Annotated in this window: 15 protein-coding genes; 7 read left to right on the top strand and 8 right to left on the bottom strand. The window is 73.1% G+C overall.

All coding sequences use genetic code 11. From position 1 onward, the window contains the following. Positions 1–1,134: 1,134 nt before the first annotated feature. Both LO772_RS04065 and LO772_RS04070 read left to right on the top strand, forming a co-directional pair. Complete coding sequence (locus LO772_RS04065) at positions 1,135–3,984, top strand: SpoIIE family protein phosphatase (RefSeq protein WP_443089365.1); 2,850 nt, start codon at positions 1,135–1,137, stop codon at positions 3,982–3,984. 92 nt (positions 3,985–4,076) lie between these two features. Continuing rightward, complete coding sequence (locus LO772_RS04070) at positions 4,077–4,685, top strand: dihydrofolate reductase family protein (protein WP_231776960.1); 609 nt, start codon at positions 4,077–4,079, stop codon at positions 4,683–4,685. A 65-nt stretch (positions 4,686–4,750) separates the two neighbouring features. Here the strand turns inward: LO772_RS04070 and LO772_RS04075 are convergent, their stop codons facing one another. Beyond that, the gene (locus tag LO772_RS04075; protein ID WP_231776961.1) at positions 4,751–8,119 is read right to left on the bottom strand and encodes a S8 family peptidase; all 3,369 of its coding nucleotides are present in this window, start codon (positions 8,117–8,119) and stop codon (positions 4,751–4,753) included. Positions 8,120–8,412: 293 nt separating this feature from the next. Here LO772_RS04075 and LO772_RS04080 point away from each other — a divergent pair, with 293 nt between their 5' ends. The 3 genes from LO772_RS04080 to LO772_RS04090 are packed head-to-tail and all read left to right on the top strand — an operon-like array spanning position 8,413 to position 11,691. Continuing rightward, positions 8,413–9,087 carry a hypothetical protein gene (locus LO772_RS04080; protein WP_231776962.1) on the top strand — a complete coding sequence of 225 codons (675 nt, stop codon included), beginning with the start codon at positions 8,413–8,415 and terminating at the stop codon, positions 9,085–9,087. Between the two features lie 22 nt (positions 9,088–9,109). Beyond that, the gene (locus LO772_RS04085) at positions 9,110–10,432 is read left to right on the top strand and encodes a nucleotidyl transferase AbiEii/AbiGii toxin family protein (RefSeq protein WP_231776963.1); all 1,323 of its coding nucleotides are present in this window, start codon (positions 9,110–9,112) and stop codon (positions 10,430–10,432) included. A 41-nt stretch (positions 10,433–10,473) separates the two neighbouring features. Next, positions 10,474–11,691, top strand: coding sequence for a hypothetical protein (locus tag LO772_RS04090; protein WP_231776964.1), 1,218 nt, complete (start codon positions 10,474–10,476; stop codon positions 11,689–11,691). A gap of 308 nt (positions 11,692–11,999) precedes the next feature. Here LO772_RS04090 and LO772_RS04095 read toward each other — a convergent pair whose 3' ends face one another. Then, positions 12,000–12,620 (bottom strand): TetR/AcrR family transcriptional regulator, encoded by a 621-nt coding sequence (locus LO772_RS04095; protein WP_231776965.1) that lies wholly within the window; start codon positions 12,618–12,620, stop codon positions 12,000–12,002. Positions 12,621–12,888: 268 nt separating this feature from the next. On the opposite strand from LO772_RS04095, the gene LO772_RS04100 reads away from it, so the two are divergent. Next, positions 12,889–13,341, top strand: coding sequence for a PPOX class F420-dependent oxidoreductase (locus tag LO772_RS04100; protein WP_231776966.1), 453 nt, complete (start codon positions 12,889–12,891; stop codon positions 13,339–13,341). Between the two features lie 15 nt (positions 13,342–13,356). Next, a complete protein-coding gene (locus LO772_RS04105) occupies positions 13,357–13,920 on the top strand; it encodes a nuclear transport factor 2 family protein (protein WP_231776967.1) in 564 nt (187 codons plus the stop codon). Positions 13,921–13,992: 72 nt separating this feature from the next. On the opposite strand, the gene ehuA is transcribed toward LO772_RS04105, so the two are convergent. The 6 genes from ehuA to LO772_RS04135 all read right to left on the bottom strand — a co-directional run bounded on the left by ehuA (position 13,993) and on the right by LO772_RS04135 (position 21,193). After that, entirely contained in the window at positions 13,993–14,814 is an 822-nt protein-coding gene (ehuA, locus tag LO772_RS04110) for an ectoine/hydroxyectoine ABC transporter ATP-binding protein EhuA (protein WP_231776968.1), read from the bottom strand. A gap of 73 nt (positions 14,815–14,887) precedes the next feature. Beyond that, a complete protein-coding gene (gene ehuD / locus LO772_RS04115; RefSeq protein ID WP_231776969.1) occupies positions 14,888–15,550 on the bottom strand; it encodes an ectoine/hydroxyectoine ABC transporter permease subunit EhuD in 663 nt (220 codons plus the stop codon). A 64-nt stretch (positions 15,551–15,614) separates the two neighbouring features. Continuing rightward, positions 15,615–16,313: an ectoine/hydroxyectoine ABC transporter permease subunit EhuC gene (gene ehuC, locus LO772_RS04120; RefSeq protein ID WP_231776970.1), complete on the bottom strand. Its 699-nt coding sequence runs from the start codon at positions 16,311–16,313 to the stop codon at positions 15,615–15,617. 73 nt (positions 16,314–16,386) lie between these two features. Next, positions 16,387–17,316: an ectoine/hydroxyectoine ABC transporter substrate-binding protein EhuB gene (gene ehuB / locus LO772_RS04125; protein ID WP_231776971.1), complete on the bottom strand. Its 930-nt coding sequence runs from the start codon at positions 17,314–17,316 to the stop codon at positions 16,387–16,389. A gap of 97 nt (positions 17,317–17,413) precedes the next feature. Next, the gene (locus LO772_RS04130) at positions 17,414–19,606 is read right to left on the bottom strand and encodes an MMPL family transporter (protein WP_231776972.1); all 2,193 of its coding nucleotides are present in this window, start codon (positions 19,604–19,606) and stop codon (positions 17,414–17,416) included. An 825-nt stretch (positions 19,607–20,431) separates the two neighbouring features. After that, a complete protein-coding gene (locus tag LO772_RS04135; protein ID WP_231776973.1) occupies positions 20,432–21,193 on the bottom strand; it encodes an SDR family NAD(P)-dependent oxidoreductase in 762 nt (253 codons plus the stop codon). Positions 21,194–21,198: the final 5 nt, after the last annotated feature.

The raw sequence follows: 21,198 nt of genomic DNA on the forward strand, positions 1-21,198 counted from the left end.
TGATTTGCTGTTTAGCGAAGCTGTTGCCACCCCGTCAAGTTCTGACCGGATGACAAACACTCTCCCAGGCCCTTTCCCGACGCAACACCCGGGGGCGGCATTTCCGCCACCCCCGCTCCCACCCGACCGCCGAACCCCGCCCCCGAACGGCAATCGAGCCCCGCGACGCCCCGGCGGACGGGGCCCGGAGCGGGGGCAGGCCCGGGCGGAGACCGGAGGTGTGCGAGTCCTCACATGCGCGACGCGGAGGCCCACATCGCGGTGGCCAGGAGCGGACGCGCGGGCCGCTACGGGGTGCCCGCGCCGCCAACCGTCGACCTTCGTCGGCCGTCGGCCCACGAAGCCGCCGCCGCACCCGGCACATCGGCCGAATCCCGACATCGCCCGAGCCGCCGCGTCACCTGGTCGCCGGCTCGTGCGTTCATCAGCGGGACCCGGCCCGCGGAGCAGCGCCGGCCCTCCTCCCGCCCCAGCCCGAGCGCACGCCGACCCCCGTCCCGGCACCGCGTCCGGGCGTCCGCATGGTCACGGGGAAAGCCCGCTCGGAAAACTGTCCGAACGACGTTTTCGAGAATTTCTCCGACGGCACCCGATGGTTGCCGTCACCCCCGCACCCGTCGACATTTCAACGATCCGAGAAACGGGTATTTCGGGCATCGGAATTTCACGTCGCCGACGCCACAGATAATACGTCAAACCCTGCGGCACCCGATCGCGAAAATTCCCTGAAGCCGCCGATCCGAATGTCCTGCCCGCGTCGCCGAACGCACCCACAAGAACGGGTTGTTCTCCTATTCCGCACAACCCATCGGCGCCTATTCCGAGGTGCGCGAACGCGCCACCGACGCATCCGCGCGGAAGCCCCGGGCCGGACGCTCTCGCCGTCCGCGCCCACCACACCGCGACGAGCGTTCCGTCCCAAGTCGCCGAGCCCGGCGCCGACGGCCGCGCGCACGGGCCCGCCCATCGCGGCACCCGACCCTGGCCGGGGCCGATTCGGGGCCGAGCCCAACGACGGGGCCAACGCCGCCACCGCCCTGGCACCGCCACCGCGGCAAGACCGCGCGCCCACTCGCGCACCCGGCGCCCCCCACACGCCCGGCAGACAAAACGGCCAAATGGTAAAAAGGCCGGATGAGTGGCCATCCTGGCCGGCGGCTTTCGTCGCTGTTCCGCCGTCACCCTTCCGGTCCCCCACCGGACTCCGTCCGAGAGTCCTCACTCCGCCCGCCCCCGGTCGCACCGTACGGGCCGGGCCGCGGACGGCGGTTCGGTGTGCGCAGCGTGGCCGGGCAGGTGCTGCTGCTGCAGTTGACGATCGTGGTGCTGCTGGTGGTCGTCGCGGTGGTGACGGTGGTGTTGCAGGCGCGCCGGGACAGTCGGCGCGACGCCCGGCACCGCTCGGCGGCTGCCGCGGAGGCCTTCGCGAACGCCCCCGGCACCGCCGACGCGCTGCTCGGTCCGAACGCCGCGGCGCTGCTGCAACCCCGCGTGTACGCCGCACGGGTCGCCACCGGCGTCGACTTCATGGTGGTCGTGGACAACGACGGCGCGTCGTACGGTTCCACGTCGCTGGACGTCAACCCCGACGTGCAGCCTCCCGACCCGCGGATCCGGGAGTTCGCGCAGTCGGGCCGGTCGCAGACCTACACGTACTCCGCACCGGGTGGGCCCGTCGTCCTCACCGCGGTGCCGGTCCGCGACGCCGCCGGCCACGGGGTCGGGCTGGTGGCCAGCGCGGTGACCGTGTCGCGGGTCCGGAGCACCGCGGACGAGGAACTGCCCCTGGTCCTGGGCAGCGGTGCCGCGGCGCTGCTGCTGGCCGGGGGCGGCACCGCGGTGGTGAGCCGGCGGCTGCGTCGCCAGACCGGTGGCCTCGGCCCGGCGGAGATGACGCGGATGTACGAGCACCACGACGCCGTCCTGCACGCCGTCCGCGAAGGCGTGCTGATCACGCGGGACGACGGCCGTCTCATGCTGGTCAACGACGAGGCGCGGCGCCTGCTCGACCTGCCGCCGGACGCGGAGGGGCGCGACGTCGGCGACCTGGGCCTGGAGCCGGACTGGGCCGCGTTGCTGGCCTCCGAGCGGTCCGTGACCGACGAGGTGCGGCTGTCCGGGGAGCACCTGCTCGCGGTCAACAAGCGCCTGACGCACCCGGGCGGCGACTCCGGCAGTGTGGTGACGCTGCGTGACACCACCGAGCTGCGCAAGCTGGCCGGGCACGCCGAGAGCACCCGGCGCCGCCTGCGGCTGCTGTACGAGGCGGGCATGCGCATCGGCACCACGCTCGACGTGGTCCGCACCGCGCGGGAGTTGGCCGAGGTCGCCACCCCCGGCTTCGCGGACCACGTCTCCGTCGACCTGCTCGACCAGGTGCTGCGCGGCGACGAACCGTCGGGAACGGTCAGCCGCCTGCGCCGCGTCGCCTCGCACGGCGTCCACGACGGGTCCGTTTACCCGATGAACCACCAGATCGTGCTGGATCCCACCTCACCCGAGGCCCTGGGCGTCGTCCGCGGGGACACGGTGCTGGTGCCCGATCTCACCGCGGCTCTCGGCTGGCGGGCGCAGGATCCGCGGCATGCCGCGCGGCTGCTGGACAACGGCCTGCACTCCCTGATCGGGGTTCCGTTGCGGGCGCGCGGTGTCGTCCTCGGGGTCGCGAGCTTCTGGCGCGGCCGGACGCCGGGGGCGTTCGATGAGGAGGATGCGGCGTTCGCGGAAGAGTTGAGTGCGCGGGCGGCGGTGAGCGTGGACAACGCGCGCCGGTTCACGCGGGAGCACACGATGGCGGCGGCGTTGCAGCGCAGCCTGCTCCCGCGGGGGCTGCCCGAGCAGGACACCCTCGACGTCGCGTACCGCTACCTGCCCGCCGAGGCCGGCGTCGGCGGCGACTGGTTCGACGTCATCCCCCTGTCCGGCGCCCGCGTCGCCCTCGTCGTCGGCGACGTCGTCGGCCACGGCCTCCACGCCGCCGCCACCATGGGACGCCTGCGCACCGCCGTCCACAACTTCGCCGCCCTCGACCTCGCCCCCGACGAACTCCTCACCCACCTCGACGACCTCGTCACCCGCATCGACCAGGACACCACCGACACCGACACCACCACCGGCACCGACGCCGGCGGACCCGGGCCCGTCACCGGAGCCACCTGCCTCTACGCCATCTACGACCCCACCACCGGCACCCTCACCGCCGCCCGCGCCGGACACCCCGGCCCCCTTCTCCTCCACCCCGACGGCCACACCACCACCCCCGACATCCCCGTCACCCCACCCCTCGGACTCGCCGCCGGACTCCCCGTCGAAACCACCGAACTCACCCTCCCCGAACACACCCGCGTCATCCTCTTCACCGACGGACTCATCGAAGACCGCCACCACGACATCGACACCGGACTCCACAACCTGCGCACCGCCCTCGAACACGCCCCACCGCACGCCGACCCGGAACGCCTGTGCGCCCACGTCGTCGACACCCTCGCGCCGCAAGGACCCCCCGCCGACGACATCGCCCTCCTCGTCGCCCGCACCCGCCGCCTCGGCACCGGACAGGTCGCCACCTGGGACGTCCCCGCCGATCCCGCCGCCGTCGCACCCGTCCGCGCCGCCTGCGCCCGCCAACTCCACGCCTGGGGGCTCGACGACGCCGGGTTCGCCACCGAACTCATCATGAGCGAACTCGTCACCAACGCCGTCCGCCACGGCACCGAACCCATCCAGGTCCGCCTGCTGCGCGGCCACACCCTCATCTGCGAGGTCTCCGACGCCGGAAGCACCTCCCCCCACCTCCGCCACGCCACCCCCACCGACGAAGGCGGACGCGGCCTCCTCCTCGTCGCCCGCTACGCCCAACGCTGGGGCACCCGCTACCTCCCCCGCGGCAAAGTCATCTGGGCCGAACAACCCCTCCACGGCCCCGCCCACGACACCGACGACATCGACACCGACGCCCTGCTCGACCAATGGGACGACCTCTGACCCCGGCGAGACCGATGAGTTCGCGGTCGCCGCGCGGTCGAAGGGGCGTGGGGCGGACGCGTCCCGCCGACGACCGACGAAAGTGACGGACCATGAAGCTGGTAGTGCAGGAATTCCTGTCGTTGGACGGTGTCTCGCAGGGCCCCGGCGCCCCGGACGAGGACACGAGCGACGGATTCACCCGGGGCGGCTGGTTCGTGCCCTACGCGGACGAGGCGTTCGAGCGTCAGGCCGGCGTCTGGCTCGGTGCGGCCGACGCGCTGCTGTTCGGCCGCCGCACGTACGCGAACTTCGCCCGGGACTGGCCGCGGATGACCGACCACCCGCTCGGCGCCGTCATGAACGGCCTGCCGAAGTACGTCGCCTCGAACAGCCTGACCGAGGCCGACTGGGACCCGACGACGATCCTGTCCGGCGACGTCGCCGCCCGGGTCGCCGAGCTGAAGCGGCGCCCCGGCCGGGAGCTCCAGATCCACGGCAGCGCCCGGCTCGCCCAGTCGCTGCTGGCCGCGGGCCTGGTCGACGAGGTGCGCCTCGCGATCGCCCCGGTGGTCGTGGGCACGGGCCGCCGCCTGTTCCCGGACGGAGGCGCCCCGGCGGGTCTGCGGCTGGTGAGCGGCGAGACGACGGCGACCGGACTGGCGGTGCACGTCTACGCGGTGACGGGCCGCCCCGAGTTCGGCACGTACGGCGAGGCGTAGCGCCGGTCGGGGAGCGGCGGCCGGCCCGTGTGATCCGGGCCGACCGCCACTCCCCCGTACCGCCGTCAGCCCACGCGGTACGCGCGCAGGATGGTCTGGTTCAGCGCATTGCCGTGCGCGTCACGCAGTCGCGTGCGCAGCGCCGCGAAGCCGTCGCCGCCCCGGCGGGGCGGCGGCGCGAGGACGGTGTAGCCGTGCGGCCCCGGGACCGCCGGGGCGGACACCCACGTCCGCCCGCCGTCGTACGACACCTCGGTGGTGAACTGCCGTACCTGCACGGGGCTTTCATTCGGCCCCTCGACCCTGACCGGGAGCGCGAGGGGTCGGTCGGCCGGGGCGCGGTTGTCGAGGTCGAACGGCCCGTCGACGCGCACGAGCGGCAGCGCGGCCGGCTCGTCGGCGCACTCGCCGGCCGGGCGCTGCGACGAGAACGTCCAGGTCGCGTCGATGCTCGTGCCGAGCCGCCAGCCCGGCTCGTCGCGCGACGCCTCCAGGCGCAGGGCGTACGTCGCCTTCTTCGCGGTCATGCCGGGCAGGTACGCGAACCGCAGGTCGTCCGACTCCGCGACCACCTCGCCGCCGCGCCGCAGCGTCACCCGGCCGGCGGCGCCGTCCCAGCTCGCGGTGTGGCCGGGCACCGGGCCGGTGTACGGCGCGATCGTCGCCAGCCCGTCGTCCCCGCAGCGCAGGAGCGACACGTACGGCGTGCCGACCGCCTTGTTCCACTCCTCGACGGTCCGCTGCCCGGCCGGGTAGGCCACCGCCGGGCGCGTCTCGTACAGCCGGTCCGCCTGGAGCACCGACTCCCACGCGAGGCCGGGCTGCGCGGTGAAGAACTCCTCGGTCGCGCCCGGCAGCGTGACGTCGTGGAACCAGCCGCCGAAGTTGCCGTCGCCCCAGCCCGCCAGGCGCGAGACGGTGCCGGTCAGGGGCTCGCCCTGGCCGTGGAAGCGCGCGTCGACCACCGCGAGGTCGGCCGTGCGCACCGGCAGCGTCGGGTCGGCGGGGATGCCGCCGTCGTGTCCGACGACGAGGTTGTAGTGCCGGGCCGGGCGCCCGGGCGCCGTCCGCTGCCCGAGGAACGTGCTGAGCCGGTACGCGAACGGGCGCCCCGGCACCGCCACGGGCACCGCGTAGGCGCCCACGTCGGCGGTGTAGAGGTAGGCCTCGGCTCCCGACTCCTGGCCGCCGATCCGCTGCGAGAAGCCGATCCGGCGGTGTTCGACGGTCGTGCCGTCCTGGTCGAGCGCGAGCCCCGCGGGCAGGCCGGCCCGGGCGTCGAGGGTCACCGACGTGTCCCCGGTGACGGCGACATCGGGTCGCGAGGCGAGCGTCCAACTGCGCGGATGCGTGGCGTCGGCGGGGGTGTGGATCATCGCGTCGACGCCGTACCGGCCGGGCGGGACGCGTGTCGTGCGCACGTCGCCCCGGATCTCGGTCGGGTACGCCTCACCGGTTTCGAGGTTGGTCACGAAGACGCCGCCGCCGTCCAGCGGCGCACCGTCGCGGTCGGTCGCGGTGATCCGCAGGTCGTACAGCTCGGGCTCGTCGTACACACCAAGTGCCGTACGCACCAGCACCGTTCCGTCGGCGTCGCGGGCGGTCAGCACCCCGCCGTACGTGCCGGTCGCGCTCGCGCCCGGGTCGACCGTCACGACGGCGTCGGCGGTCGCGTGCGGTGCGACGGTGAGCCGCGGGGTGTCGAGCCGTAGCGGCGCGCCGGGGTCGGCGGCGACCGCGAGGTCCAGGACGAGCGGCTGGTCGCCGTCGTTGCGGTAGGTGACGGTGCGGGTCACGGGCGCGGTGCTCGGCCAGCGCAGGTACGTCGACAGCGTGGACGGGGTCGCGGACACCGTGCGGGTGACCGCGGCGGCGACGTCGACACGGCCGCTGCCCTGCGCGAACACGGTGTCCGGGCCGGGCGAGGCGGACCCGACGAGGGCGTCCTTCAGCTGTGCGCCGGTCCAGTCGGGGTGCCGCTGCGCGAGGATCGCCGCCGCCCCGGCCACGTGCGGCGTCGCCATCGACGTGCCGCCCAGGCGCGTGTAGTTGTCGTCGATCGGCTCGCCGCGAAACGTTCCGGCGGCGCGGGCGGCGGCGATGGCCACGCCCGGCGCGGTGATCTCCGGCTTGACGGCGTGGTCGCCGCTGCGCGGGCCCCGGCTGGAGAAGTCCGCGACCCGGTCGTCCGCGTCGACGGCGCCCACCGACAGCGCGGAGGCGGCGGTCGACGGCGAGCTGACGGTGCCTTCCCCGCCGTCGTTGCCCGCGGCGACGACGAACAGCGCGCCGGAGGACGCGCTCAGCGCGTCGACCGCGAGGGACATCGGGTCGGTTCCGTCGCTCGGTCCGCTGCCCAGGCTCATGTTGACGACCCGGGCCTGCCGCGCCACGGCCCATTCCATGCCCGCGATGATCTGCGAGTACGAGCCGTAGCCGGAGTCGTCGAGCACCTTGCCGACCAGGAGCCGGGTGTCGGGTGCGACGCCGGTGTAACGGCCTTGGGACGCGGCGCCGTTGCCGGTGATGATCGACGCGACATGGGTGCCGTGGCCGTCGCCGTCGACCGTGCCGTTCGGGTTCTCGGTGAAGTCCGCGCTGTCGACGACGGCGTCCGCCAGGTCGGGGTGGGCGGGGTCGATTCCGGTGTCCAGGACGGCTGTTCGCACGCCCGCACCCGTCCACCCGGCGCTCCACGCCTCGGGCGCGCCGATCCGCGGCACGCTCTGGTCGAGCGACGCCCGGACGCGGCCGTCCAGCCATATTCGCGTCATGCCGGGGGCGAGCGTGCCCGGCTCCGTCCCGGGAGCGAGGCGCGCCCCGGGTGCCGGGGCGGCGGTGACGCTGCGCCAGAACTCCCCGGCGTCCGCCTTGCGTTCGCCGACGGCCTGGCCCTGGATGCTCGGCAGTTCGCGGCCCGTGGCGGCGGCCCCGGACACCGTCGCCCGCGCGGCACCGGCCTCGTGCGGCGCCGCCGCGTACGTGACGATCAGCGGCAGCACCGGTGTGCGGCGGTCGTCGTAGCCCTGCCGGATCAGCCCGGTGACGTCGAAGAGCGCCGGGTCCAGCGCACCGCTGTCGAGCAGCTTGAGCGCGTCCGACGGCACGACGGTGGTGGTGCCGTTCGCGGTCCGGCGCAGGAACGATATTGCGGAACGCCCCGGACCGGGCCTCGGGGTGACGGCCTGGCCGCCGCCGGGGAAGGTGTCGACGGTCACCACGTCCCCCGTGACGAGCGTGACGGTGGTGCGCGACGGCCCGGTGCCGGCGGCCTCGCGGGCCACGGAACCGCCGTTGCCCGCACCGTCGTTGCCCACACCGCCGGTGCCGTCCGCCGCGAACGCTCCGCCGGTGCCCGCCGCGGCGGTGGCGAGCAGCGCCCCCGCGACGACGGCAGCCGCCGACCGACGGCCTCTTCGCCTGTGTTCGGTCATGTGGTCCTCTCCTGTTCCGGTGGGCGCCCGTGCCGTGACGTGGCACCAGGCCCTGAGAAAGAGACCACCGGGAACCCCAGGCGCGTTGCCTCGTCGCCGTGATTGATGCGCCTGTCCGGAAAGCGCGTTCGCGACGGGCGGGACTCCGGGGGCACCGGTCCGCCCGTCTCAGGCCCCCGGCGCGGGCCCGGGCACCCGGCCCCTCCCGGCGCGGCTGCCGCCGCCGCCCGCCCCGCGAACCGCCCCGGAAAACCTCGGTGCCGCTGTCGTCGCGCCCTGGCAATATCTGCGTCGTGCCGATCCAGACCGCTCGCCCGTCCGTCTTCCCCCGTGATCTCCGAGGGGAGTTCGAGACCCATGTCACCTTCCGCTGCGCCGCTGCGGAGGTCGACGCGCTGGCGGCGTGGGGGCGGGAGCGCGGCGCGGGGCTGACCCACATCGTCCTCGACCGCGGTCACACGACCTCGCAGCCGATGCTGACGCTGCGGGCCACCACGACGCTCGCCGAGGCCCGCGACGCGGCCGGCGCGCTCGCGGACGCGGCGCGGGAGGCGGGTTTCCGCGCGGTCCGCGTCAAGGTGGAGGCCGCGCCCTGGCACCCCGGGGTCCCGGCCACCGACGCGGACGCCGCCGCGCTGGGCCCCGCGTACTACTTCGAGCACCACGTCAAACTGCTGCTCGAACAGCACCGCGACACACGGGAGTTGGCGGCAATTGCGATCCGGCACGGCGCGCATCTGTCGCACAACGCGCGCCGCCACCGCGCCGACGGACGCCGGGAGCGCTTCGTGACGCAGCGCTCCCGAGGCGTCGGCAACGCCCGTGCCGCCGATCAACTCGACGCACTGATCGCCGTATTGCACGCAACGCACCACCGGATCCTGTCCCACGAACGGGAGTTCGTCGTCTTCGACGACGGCGCGACGCTCGACGACGGCTGGATCGACGAGAGGATCGACCACCCATGACCACACGACGCGAGGTGCCCGCATGAGCATCGACGAACAAGCCACCTCGTGGGACGAACTCGACTGGGGCCCCTGGCCCGAGACGGCCGTCCTCCCGCAGGGGCACCTCACCCCCGAGCAGCGCGACGAGGCGAACCTGCCCGCCTCGCTGACCACCGTCGTCGGCGAAGGCGTCGTCCAGCGCCCGGTGTTCGACCCGTCGCTGAAGCAGTACGGCAAGGCGATGCGCGCCGGGGACCCGCAGTTCCCCGCTCCGGACGAGGCCGAGCGCTGGTACGACGCCCGCCGCCGCGCGGTCGACCACGTCCTGGCGGCCGTCGCCGCGTCCCCGTGGGCCGAGCACCTGGTGCTGCGCGGCAGCGCCCTGCTGCGGGCGTGGTACGGCTCCGCGGCACGCGAGCCCGGCGACCTCGACTTCGTGGTCACGCCGGTCACCTGGACCCTGGAGGAGCCGCGCACCGAGCGGATGCTGGACGGCCTCGCGAGCGCCGCCGAACGGGCCTCGGGCGGCGACGGCGTCCGCATCGACGCGGCGGGCGCGCTCCGGGACGAGATCTGGACGTACGACCGCATCCCCGGCCGCCGCCTCGTCCTGCCCTGGCACGCCGAGGGGTTGCCGTCGGGCACCGTGCAGCTCGACTTCGTCTTCACCGAACTGCTGCCGGACGACCCGGAGTTCACCGAGGTCCCGGTGCGGGGCGGTGGCGGCGCGCACCGGCTTCTGGGCGCCACTCCCGCACTGTCGCTGGCGTGGAAGCTGCTGTGGCTCTCCGACGACATCTACCCCGAGGGCAAGGACCTGTACGACGCGGTGCTGCTCGCGGAGTCGACGCCGCTGAGCGCGTCACTGCTCCAGCGGACGCTGGTCGCGGGGGACGCCGGCTGGGCCGGCCGCCGCGTCACGCCCGGGCTGCTGGAGGACCTGGACATCGACGACGACGAGTTCCGCAAGGACTACCCGGGCATCACCGACACCGTCGAGCGGCTGCACGAGCGCCTGATGGCGGCCCTGGCACCGACGTTCGCCGAGGCCGAGGCCGTCCCCCCGACCGACGCGTACGCGTGGCGCGCGCACTGGCTCGCCCCGCGCGTCGACGCGTGCCGCGAACTGGCGGGCAGCGAGGGCATGGACGCCGTCCAGGCGTTCCTGACCGAACACGGCGTCGGCGTGGAGGAGGGCATCGTGGTGACGCGCGAAGTCGTCGGTGCCGACCGGTGCGGGATCGAGGACGCCGCGGCCACGTTCATGGAGTACCGCAACCGCTCGAACCACGCCAACGGCTACTACCGGCGCAACCCGGACCTCGCGGAACGGGCCCTCAAGGCCCTGCGGGCGACGGTCTGACCCGGCCGAAACCCCGCGTCGCACCGTACGAAAGGAGCCCCATGGGCGGCATCACCCCGGAACTCGCCGGCCTCGTCCGCGACGTGGCGGGCCCCGGCCTGGCGGCCACACTCGCCGCCCGCCTCGGGCCCGAGTTCGCCGCACCGGCCGCTACCTCCGCGAACACGCCTGCGGCACACGGCCGTTCGGCTTCCCGGGCTGCCGGGCGCGTCTTCACCGGCCTCATCATCGATCCTGGCGACCGGCCGCCCGCCCTGTCCCCCGAGGAGGCGGCCCGGCGCGCCGACCTGACCGACGACGAACTGCGCTCCCTCCTCGACCTCGACGACCCGCACGTGGACGCCCGGCTCTTCGCCAACCCCCGGCTGGACGACGCGGAGCGCCGCAGGATGCTCTCCGGCGCACGCCGCGACGGCCGGTCCGGACGCGTCGGCGCGCCGCTGCTCGATCTGCTGTGGAGCACCGGCCTGCACCGGTTCACCGCCCGGCTCCCGCTCGCGATCGCGTCAGGCGACCCGGACGTCGCGACCGCGGTCGTCAGCCGGGTCGCGCTGCACACCGAGGCCGGGCGGTTGCGCGTGATCACCGGGGTGTGCCGGCGGTACGGCGCCGCCGAGGCGCGACGCGTCCTGCGCGCCGCGTCCTTCCCCGCGGCCACCGCCGACGTGATCGCGAAGGCCCTCGGCGCGCCCGACGGCCCGGCCGAGCTGCGCGAGCGGCTGGCCGCCGAGGAGGACCCGGAGCATGTATACGGCTCGCTTCGCGCACTGACCGAGGACCACGACGCGCACGTCCGGCAACTCGTCACCGAGGGCACGGTGTTGCCATGGGCGGCACTGCTCCGCGGCCATGCGGCCGACCCCTTGGGGCACGCGCTCCACGTCGCCCTCGCACGGCAACCGGACTGCCCCACAAGGCTGTTGCTCGACCTCCTCGCCGCCGGGCTGCCCGACGCGAGGGAATCCGCGTGGCTGGACGCCGCGTTGGCGGCGGGCCGCCTCACCCCGCACGATCTGCTCACCCACGCGCGACCGGCCGCCGGGTCGCTGGCCCTCCTCCTGGCGGACACCCACCACGAACGGCGGTCGCGGTGGCCGACGCCCGCGCCGCCTCCGGACGTCCGCGGCCTGTTCCACGCGCGCCTCGGCACGGACACCGACGCTTGGGCGGTCGCGGTCCGCCTGCTCCCCGAATTCCACGGCTCCATCACGGAGTTGCTCACCACGGCCACGGCGGCGACACACGAGAAGACCGCCTGACGCGGAACGCCGGGGCCACCGGCGCGTCGACGTCGCCGGGACGGCGGTGCCGGTGCCCGGCGATTCCCCCGGGTGACCCGGCCCTGGGGGTCTCCGGGCCCCACCGTGCTCCGCCCGGGAAGCCCCGCGGGTGTCCGCGCCACGCCCCGAGCGGGCCGCCGACGGCCCGACCGGCGACGCCGACGCACCATCCGGACCCTGGCACCGGAACCCGCCGACGCCGCGCCGCAACCCTGCGGCCTCCGCCCCCGGACCCCGTGCGCTGCTCACCGCGGCCGACCGACCCCGCGGCGGCGCGCCGACCGCGCCTACCCCTCCGCGCCCCGCGCGTCCCCGCCGTCCGCCTTCGGTGTCGTCTCGAAGCGGGCCAGATACGTCTCGATCAGTGCGAGGACCTCGTCGTGCCCGTCGGTGAGTCCGAGCGTGTCGTCCATCGCCAGCATGCGGGGCAGCCCGCCGATGAGGAACGTCAACGCGGCCGGGGACAGCCCCCCGGTGTCGATGCCGTGCGCGCGCAGCACGTCGCCGAGGACTTCCTCCTGCCGACGCCGGAACCGGCGTGAGTACGCGGCCAGTTCGTCGCGGATGACCTCGCGGTGGTTGGCCAGCGCGAGGAACTCCACGGTGAGCGCCGAGTCGTGCGGCGCGCTGACGACCTCCCACAGCCCGCGCAGCGGGTTGTCGCCGGCCAGCGCGCGTTCGAGCCGCCGCAGGTTGGTCTCGGCGCCGCGCCGGAACACCGCCAGGAGCAGTTCGTCCATCGTCTGGAAGTAGTAGTAGACGAGTGCGTGGTTGACCCCGGCCTTGGCGGCGACCTTGCGGGTGCTGACCGCCGTGTAGCCCTCTTCCGTCATGAGCCGCGTCGCCGCGTCGAGCAGCGTCTCGCGGGTTCTGGCGCCCTTCGTCCCCGCGGGAGGCGACACGGTCATGGCGTCGCCCCCGGGTGGCGTCGCCCTCGGAGGGGGGCGGAGTCGCGGATGGCAGGCACGCGGCCACTGTACCGGGCCTGAACAGGCTTGACCGGCGACGGTCCGGCCTGTTAGGCATACCACCGGCACTTTTTTAGTCATACGCCTAAAAAGGCGGGCCGGCGCACCCGGGCCGCCGGACGACGCCGGGACCCCAGGAAACGGAGCACTTCATGCGGATCGGCACATCCGGCGGCCTCGCGCCGCGACCCGCCGACGGGCGGCGGCGGTGAAGGCCCCCGGCCAGGACGAGCTGTGGGAGATGGTGGCCGGTGCCCGGGAGGGCGTCCTGGCGACGATCGGCGCGGACGGCCTCCCCCACCTGTCGAACGTCTACTACATCACCGAGCCCCCCGAGGGCGCCGCCGACGGCGCCCGGATCATCCGCGTCTCCACGACGACGACCCGCGCCAAGGGCCGCAACCTGCTGCGCGACCCGCGCGCGGTGCTGCACGTCGCCGGCGCGGACTTCTTCAACTACGCCGTCGCCGAGGGCACCGTGACCCTCGACGAGGCCAAGACCCCCGGTGACCGCGCGACCGACGAACTGTACGCCGTGGACCGGGTGTTCAACGGCGAGCAGGAGCGCCCCGCGTTCGACGCGAAGATGATCCGCGACCGCCGCGTGATCGTGCGGATCGACGTGGCGAAGCTGTACGGCCTGGTCTTCCGCGGGCGCTGAGACGGAGGCGACACGATGAGCACCGAAGACCGGCTGGCCAGGCTGGAGCGCGAGGTCCGCTACCTGGCGGACCGCACCGCGATCCTCGACTGCGTCGCCCGACACGCGCGCGGCCACGACCGCCACGACGTCGACCTGCTGACCGCCACCTACCACGACGACGGCGTCGACGAACACGGCAAAGCCGTCAACTCCGGTCCACAGTACGCGGATTGGGCCAACACGACGCACTCGGCCGCCGCCGAGCTGCACACCCACAACATCACGACCCACACGTGCGAGATCGACGGCGACACCGCCCACGCGGAGAGCTACGTCCTCGTCGGGCTCCTGTCGCGCGACGGCAGGTCCGCACAGCTCATGAGCGGGCGCTACATCGACCGCCTGGAGCGCCGCGACGGCACGTGGCGCATCGCGGTGCGCCGCTCCACCGTCGAACTCGCGCTCAACGCCGACGCGTCGCTCCTGAAGACGTCGTTCTTCCGGGAGCAGGGCTTCCTCAAGGGCACGCGCGACACCGGCGACCTCTCGTACACCCGCCCCCTCGACATCGACAGCGGGCCGGCCGCCCGCTGGTGACGCGCCCGCGACCACGTCGGACCGGCCTTGCCCCGCACGGGAGTCCAAGGCCGGTCCGAACCAGTCGCGCCCTCAGGCCTCTTCGAGGATGGACTTGAGGAACCGCCGGGTGCGGTCGTGCTGCGGGTCGCCGAGCAGTTGGTCCGGCGGCCCGGACTCGACGATCCCGCCGTCGCTGAACATCAGGATGCGGTGCGACACGTCGCGCGCGAAGCGCATCGCGTGCGTCACACACAGCATCGTCACGTCGGTCGTCCGCGTGATCTCCCGCAGCACGTCGAGCACTTCGGCGGCGATCTCCGGGTCGAGCGCGGAGGTGACCTCGTCCAGCAGCAGGATGTCCGGGCGGACCGCGAGGGCCCGCGCGATCGCGACCCGCTGCTGCTGGCCGCCGGAGAGCTGCGACGGGTACGCGTCCAGCTTCTCGCGCAGCCCCACCATGTCGAGCAGTTCGACCGCGCGCGCCTCGGCCTCTTCCTTCGGCACCCCGTGCACGCGGATCGGCGCCTCGGTGACGTTGCGCAGCACCCGCATGTTGGGGAACAGGTTGAACTGCTGGAACACCATGGTGATCCGGCTGCGCATGGCCCGGATGTGCTTCTCCGACGCGGGCACCAGCTTGTCGCCCCGCTGCTCGTGGAACAACGGTTCGCCGCTCACGCGGATCACCCCGGTGTCCGGCCGGGTCAGGGTCATCAGCATGCGCAGGATCGTGGTCTTGCCGGAACCGCTCGGCCCGATGAGCGTGACGCGCTCCCCGGCCTCCACGCCGAAGGAGAGGTCCTTCAGGACCACATGGTCGCCGAACCGCTTGCCGACCTTGTCGAACGTGACGAAGTCACCGGTCGCGTCACCGTCGTCGGCCTGAGTCTCGTGGGCCTCGGTGTCGGTCATGCGTCGTTCCCTCCCGTGGGGTGGTGCGGGCTGGGCTCGTCCGCGCGTGCCGGCACGCGCGGCTCGTCCCCGGTCATGTCGAACGCACGCGCCCGAAGCGGCGCTCGACCAGGCGCAGCACTCCGGACATCACCAGCGCGACAACCAGGTAGAAGAGCCCGGCCATGGTGAACGGCTCCAACGTACGGAACGTCTCCGAGTTGAGTTCGCGGGCGGTCGAGAACACCTCGACCACGGTGATCGCGATGAGCTGCGGCGTGTCCTTGAACATCGCGATCAGGTAGTTGCCGAGCGCGGGGATCACGCGCGGTACCGCCTGCGGCAGGATCACCGACGTCCAGACCCGGCGCCGGGGCAGGTTCAGCGCCGTCGCGGCCTCCCACTGCCCGACGGGCACGTTGTCGATGCCCGAGCGGTACACCTCGGAGGTGTACGTCGCGTAGTGGATGCCGAGCGTGACCGCGCCGACCGTCAGCGGCTCCCACCGGATGCCGATCTCGGGCAGCAGGTAGAACATGAAGAAGAGCTGCACCAACAGCGGTGTGGCGCGGATGAGTTCGGACAGCAGAGCGATCGGCAGCGAGATCCAGCGGTGTTTGTTGCGCCGGGCCAGGGCCAGCACGAGGCCCAGCGCGAGGGCGATGAGGTAGCCGTAGACGGTCGCCTCCAGCGCGACCTTCATGCCGTCCCACAGGTCCGGGACGATGTCCCAGGCGTAGTCCCAGTCCCAACTCATGCGCGCACCCCGCTTCGCTCGGCGCCGCACGCGCGAAGCGCGTCCCGGGTGTCGACTCGCTCGCTCATGCGGTGGCCTCCGCCCGTCGCAGTATCCTCCGGATCACGCCGGGTACCGGCTCGCGGCCCAGCGTGCGGACGGCGTGCCGCTCCAGCAGGCGCATGAGGCCCGTCAGGACCAGCGCGATCACCGCGTAGCCGAACAACAGCCCGGTGAAGACCGGCAGGGTCTCCCCCGACGACATGCGGATGAGCTGGGCGTTGAAGGTCAGGTCGGGGATCGACACGATGGAGACCACGGCGGACGACTTGAGCAGTTCGATCAGGTTGTTGCCCAGCGGCGGCAGCATCGCGACGTACGCCTGCGGAAGCTCGACGTGGCGGATGCGCTGCGCGCGGGTGAAGTTGAGCGCGACCGCCGCCTCGGCCTGCCCCGTCGGCACCGACCGGATCGCCCCGCGGACGACTTCGGCGGCGTACGCGCCGATGTTCAGCCCGAGGGCGAGCATGCCGGCCCACAGCGGGTCGAGCTGCCACCCGAGGGCCGGGAGGGCGAAGACGAACCAGAACGCGAGGACCAGCGTCGGCAGTCCGCGGAAGATCTCGACGTAGCAGCCCCCGATGATGCGGACCGCGCGGTTGCCGCGGGCCCGGGCGAGCCCCGCGACCAGCGCGAGGACGAGGGCGAGCGCGGCGCCGCCGAGGGTGAGGTAGATGGTGTTCAGCGCACCGTCGAGGAGGAGGTGGAACTGACCCGAGGTCATGCGGGCACCTCCGCTCGCGAACGGCCCTGTGTCGCCGAGGTGTTCCCGGGCAGCGTCCGCGGATCGTGTCGTCTCATCCCTGACACACCTTCTCCGCGGTGAGCTCGGGCGCTGGCACATCGCTCTCGGTGAAGCCGAACGGACTCTGGAGTGCCAGGAGTTCGCCGCTGTCCCGGAGGCCGTGCAGCTGGGTGTTGAACGCGGCGACGAACTTCGACTGGTCCGGACGCACCGCGAACGCCCCCGCGGCGGCGATGAACTCCTGACCGTCGATGACGGGCCGGTAGGGCGGGGTGACCTCCAGGTTGAGGTGCGGGCGCTGTTTGAGCCCCCAACGCAGCGAGATCGAGGTGAGGGACACCGCGTCGACCCGGCCGCCCGCGATGCCGTCGAACGCGCTCGGCTGGTCGGCGAAGCGGACGATGCGCGACTCGGGCACGCCGCTTTTCAGCGCCACGTCCAGTTCGACCGCGCCGAGCAGCACGCCCAGGCGCACGTTCGTCCGGGCGACGTCCTCCATGGTCATCAGGCCCGCCGGGTTACCCCGGGGGACGAGGAACGCCTCGGAGGCGTTGAACTCGGGGTCGGTGAACAACACGGCCTTGCAGCGCGAGGGGGTGATGGACATGCCCGCGCCGACGACGTCGAACAGCCCCGCGCGGAGCCCGGCGATCAGCGCGCCGAAGTCGGCGGGCACGGGGTCGATTTTCGGCACGCCCAGGCGCCCGAACACGACCTTGGCCACCGCGGCGGCCTCGCCGGTCAGTTTGGCGTTCTTGTCGAGGTAGCTGTAGGGAGCCTCGTTGGCGAAGCCGATCCGCACCGACCCCCGGTCGCGCAGTCGGCTCAGGAGGCTTCCGCCGTTGGGCTCGCCGGTGAGGTCGACCCTGCTGCAGCCGGTGGTCGCGGCGACCGCACCGACCACCCCGCCCAGGGCGACTCCCAGGAACGCGCGCCGGGGCACCCCGGCCCCGGCTCTGTCTCGCTCGTCGATGGCATCCAAACGGTACGACTCCTCTCGTCGGCGGACGATGCGAACAGATGCTCGTGCACAACCCCCGCACCTGCCCGATCCGCGTGGCCCGAAACGGCTTTCGGGATTACGAAGCAGTGCCGCGTTTTTGCGCCGCGAGGTTTTCGTCCAGCCGGTGCCCCTCGATGTCGGGGTCGGGGACGTACTTGGCGAACCACCGCGGGTGGTACCAGATTTTCGCCCCGGCCATGGCCATCACCGCGGGAACCAGGCTCAGGCGTACGACGAACGCGTCGAGCAGCACCCCGATGGCGAAGCTGAAGCCGATGGCCTTGATGGTCGGGTCGGTGGTGAACATGAAGGCCACGAAGATGAAGAACATGATCAGCGCCGCGGCGGTCACCACCCGTGCGGACGCCGCGGTGCCGCGCCGCGCCGCGGCCCGGGCGTCGCCGTGGAAGGTGTAGTCCTCCTTGATGCGCGAGACGACGAACACCTCGTAGTCGCTGGACAGTCCGAAGATGATCGCGAGCATGATGATGGGCAGGAAGCTGACCGTCTCGGTCGGGGTGATGCCGAAGATGTGGCGGCCCCAGCCCCATTGGAACAACGCGACCTGGGCGCCGAACGCCGCGGCGACGGACAGCAGGAAGCCGAGGATGGACTTGATCGGCACCAGGATCGTCCGGAACGCGAACGTCAGCAGCACGAACGAGAGTCCGACCACCACGGCCAGGAACTGCGGCAGCGCGGACGCGAGTTTGTCGGAGACGTCGATGTTGGACGCGGTGGTGCCGCCGACGAGGACCGGCACCCCGACGGCGTTCTCCAGCACGGCCCGGTTGTCGCGGATGTGGTGCACGAGGTCGGCGGTCGCGCCGGCGTTGGGGCCGCTGTCGGGGATCACCCGGACCACGGCCACCTGGTCGTTGTCGGCGAGCGGGGTCGCCGCCGCGACGTCGGGCTGCCGGGCCAGCTCGGCGGCCAGTTGCTGCACCTCGGCCGCGGGCACCGGCCCGTTCGCGACGACCAGCAGCGGCCCGTTGTAGCCCGGGCCGAAGTGATCGGTGATCAGGTCGTACGCCTTGCGCTCGGTGGTGGACGTCGGTTTCGCGGCGCTGCTGGGCAGGCCCAACTGGATGTCCAGCGCGGGGATCGCCAGCACACCGAGCAGGACGACCCCGCAGACCAGGACGGCCCCCCGGAACCGTACGACGAACCCCGACCAGCGCGCCCCGAACGTCCGTTCGGGTTCCAGGGCGGTGGTCCGGGCGACCTTCTCGTGGTGCCCGGGGCGCAGCCGCGACCTGAGGAAGCGGACGATCTTCGGGCCCGCGAAGCCGAAGATCGCCGGGATCAGCGTCAGCGCGACGAGCAGCGCGACCGCCACCGCCCCGGCCGCGCACAGGCCCATGACGGTGAGGAAGGGGATGCCGACCACGGAGAGGCCGCACAGCGCGATGATGACGGTCAGTCCGGCAAAAACCACCGAACTTCCGGCGGTGGCGAGCGCCCGTGCGGCGGATTCCTCGATGTCCATGCCGCGCAGCACCTGGTTGCGGTGCCGGAACAGGATGAAGAGGCCGTAGTCCACGCCGCAGGCCAGCCCCAGCATGATGGCGACGGTGGTCGACTCGGAGGCGATGTTGATGACGGCGGCGAGCGCGCTCACCGCCATGAGCGAGATGACGACGCCGATGATCGCGGTGAGGATCGGCATGCCGGCCGCGGCCAGCGCGCCGAAGGTGATCACCAGGATCACGGCGGCGAGGGCGAGGCCGACGATCTCGGGGATCTCGGAGAGCTTGACGCGCCACCCGGGGTAGACGCTCCCGGAGTACTCGACCCGTGCCCCGGCGTTCTTCGCGGGCACGACGGCACGTTCCAGGGCGTCGAGCGAGGAGTTCTTGACGTCGGCCGCCTGCGCCGTGTACTGCACGATCGAGAGCGCCGCGCGCCCGTCGGGCGAGACGCTGTTCGTGGTGAACGGGTCGGAGACGGACGCGACTTGGGGCACCGAGCCGGTGTTCCGCACGGCCTCCTCGATACCGGAGCGCACGGCCGGATCGGTGACGGCGGTGTTCGCGGGTGCCTCGAAGACGACCTGGGTCTGCGCACCGGCGAGGCTGGGGAGCTTCGCCTCCAGCAGATCGGTCGTACGCTGCGACTCGGTTCCCGGAATCGTGAACTCGTCGCTGGTCTGCCCCCCGCTCAACGTCGCCGCGAGCACGGCCGCGATCGCGATCATCAGCCAGGTGCCCAGCACGATCCGCCGGTGCCGGAAGGACCAGCGTCCCAAGCGGAACAGGATTGTCGACATGGCGGGCCTCCGGACTGTTCCTCGCTGCGATGAGCGACCACCGGGCCCCGACTCCGGACCCCCATTTGTTCCAATACTGTACGATTTTTGCGTTTAATCTCCCGCCGTCACCCACCGGCACGCCGAAACCACCCGATCAGCCGACCGCCGTCCCACACTCCGGCCACGGGCACGCGGCACCGCCGAACGGGTGCGGACAGGCCGGATGGCCGCAACGGCCGTGCGGCGGCGCGGGGAAACGCGGCGGAACCCGACGGAGGCGGAGTCGGGGAAGCGCCCGCCCGAGGCCCGCCGGACGGGGTCGGGAACCACGGGCGGCGCAGCGTATTCGCGTGCACGCGTCTGTGGCGGCGTCGAACGAGCGCCCGCGGACGCGCCTGCCGGACGGGGCGGGGAGCCATGGACGGCACAGCCTGTCCTTGCGCCCTTGCCCTTGCGCGGTGGCGGCGTCGGACCAACGCCCGCGCGGCCCGCGGAAGCGCGGGCGGGATCAGGAACCACTCACGGCGCGAACCGTCCGCGCGCTCGCGCCGGACGCGGCAGCGACGCGCGTCCCCCCGCGGGACCGGCGTCCGCGAGCCGCCCGGCCGCGCGGTCGGGGGGCATGTCACGCGACGGTCGCGCCGGTCGGGTCGGCCGACCGAGACGGCACCGGCGCACCTCTCCTCGCACCCGAGAGCCCGCCCGCGCCGGGCGGCGCCGGTTCCGTCGGGTCTGATCGGATGTCAGGACATATGCACGGCGCGGGAGTTCCCCTCGGGCCCGGGCGACCGGGTGCGGTGCGGGGGCGGCCCCGCACGGTGCCGCCCCCGCGTCGGGGCTTCGTCAGCTCGCGGTGAGGCCGTTGTCGAGCGTGTAGACGGCACCGGTGATCGACTTGGCCTCCGCGGAGGCCAGGAACGCGAACAGCGCGGCGACCTCCTCGGGTTCGGCCAACCCCCGGAGGCCGCCCATGCGGCGGGCCAGGTCGCGGTCGAGGTCGGGCGGAAACCGCGTCGTCGCGGCGATGTTGGTGTTGGTGCCCGCGGGCGCTATCGCGTTCACCCGCAGGCCCGTCTTGAGGTATTCGACGGCGAGGGCCCGCGTCATCTGGATGACGCCGCCCTTGCTCATGGCGTACGCGACCGAGTACGGGATGCCCTGGAGACCCGCGTTCGAGGCGATGTTGACGATGTTTCCGCTGCCGCGCAGCAGGTGCGGCAGCGCGGCCTGGGCGAGGAAGAAGCAGCCGTCCAGGTTGACGCCCATGACGCGCCGGTACTGCGCCAGGGTCAGGTCGGTGGCGTGCGTCGCCACGTAGATCCCGGCGACGTTGCCCAGCACGTCGAGCCCGCCGAACGCGTCCACGCAGGCGGCGACCGCGGCCCGGCACGCGTCCGGGTCGCTGATGTCGGCCGGGTGGGCGGAGACCGCGTCGCCGCCGAGTTTCCGTGTCTCGTCCAGCCGTTCGGCGTCGATGTCGACCGCGAGGACGCGGGCGCCCTCGCGGGCCAGGCGGAGCGTGATCGCCCTGCCCATGCCCGATCCCGCCCCCGTGACGAGGGCGGTCCTGCCGTCGAACCTGCCGGTGACCGTGTGCTCCGTCATCGCGC

Source organism: Yinghuangia sp. ASG 101, from assembly GCF_021165735.1.
Lineage (GTDB): Bacteria > Actinomycetota > Actinomycetes > Streptomycetales > Streptomycetaceae > Yinghuangia.

What these genes read in the sequence shown, in the direction of transcription:
- LO772_RS04070 (WP_231776960.1), top strand. Translation starts at nt 4,077, where the DNA reads ATGAAGCTGGTAGTGCAGGAATTCCTGTCGTTGGACGGTGTCTCGCAG.
- ehuA (WP_231776968.1), bottom strand. Translation starts at nt 14,814, where the DNA reads ATGACCGACACCGAGGCCCACGAGACTCAGGCCGACGACGGTGACGCG.
- LO772_RS04130 (WP_231776972.1), bottom strand. Translation starts at nt 19,606, where the DNA reads ATGTCGACAATCCTGTTCCGCTTGGGACGCTGGTCCTTCCGGCACCGG.
- LO772_RS04065 (WP_443089365.1), top strand. Translation starts at nt 1,135, where the DNA reads ATGAGTGGCCATCCTGGCCGGCGGCTTTCGTCGCTGTTCCGCCGTCAC.
- LO772_RS04105 (WP_231776967.1), top strand. Translation starts at nt 13,357, where the DNA reads ATGAGCACCGAAGACCGGCTGGCCAGGCTGGAGCGCGAGGTCCGCTAC.
- ehuC (WP_231776970.1), bottom strand. Translation starts at nt 16,313, where the DNA reads ATGACCTCGGGTCAGTTCCACCTCCTCCTCGACGGTGCGCTGAACACC.
- LO772_RS04090 (WP_231776964.1), top strand. Translation starts at nt 10,474, where the DNA reads ATGGGCGGCATCACCCCGGAACTCGCCGGCCTCGTCCGCGACGTGGCG.
- ehuD (WP_231776969.1), bottom strand. Translation starts at nt 15,550, where the DNA reads ATGAGTTGGGACTGGGACTACGCCTGGGACATCGTCCCGGACCTGTGG.
- LO772_RS04075 (WP_231776961.1), bottom strand. Translation starts at nt 8,119, where the DNA reads ATGACCGAACACAGGCGAAGAGGCCGTCGGTCGGCGGCTGCCGTCGTC.
- LO772_RS04085 (WP_231776963.1), top strand. Translation starts at nt 9,110, where the DNA reads ATGAGCATCGACGAACAAGCCACCTCGTGGGACGAACTCGACTGGGGC.
- LO772_RS04095 (WP_231776965.1), bottom strand. Translation starts at nt 12,620, where the DNA reads ATGACCGTGTCGCCTCCCGCGGGGACGAAGGGCGCCAGAACCCGCGAG.
- LO772_RS04135 (WP_231776973.1), bottom strand. Translation starts at nt 21,193, where the DNA reads ATGACGGAGCACACGGTCACCGGCAGGTTCGACGGCAGGACCGCCCTC.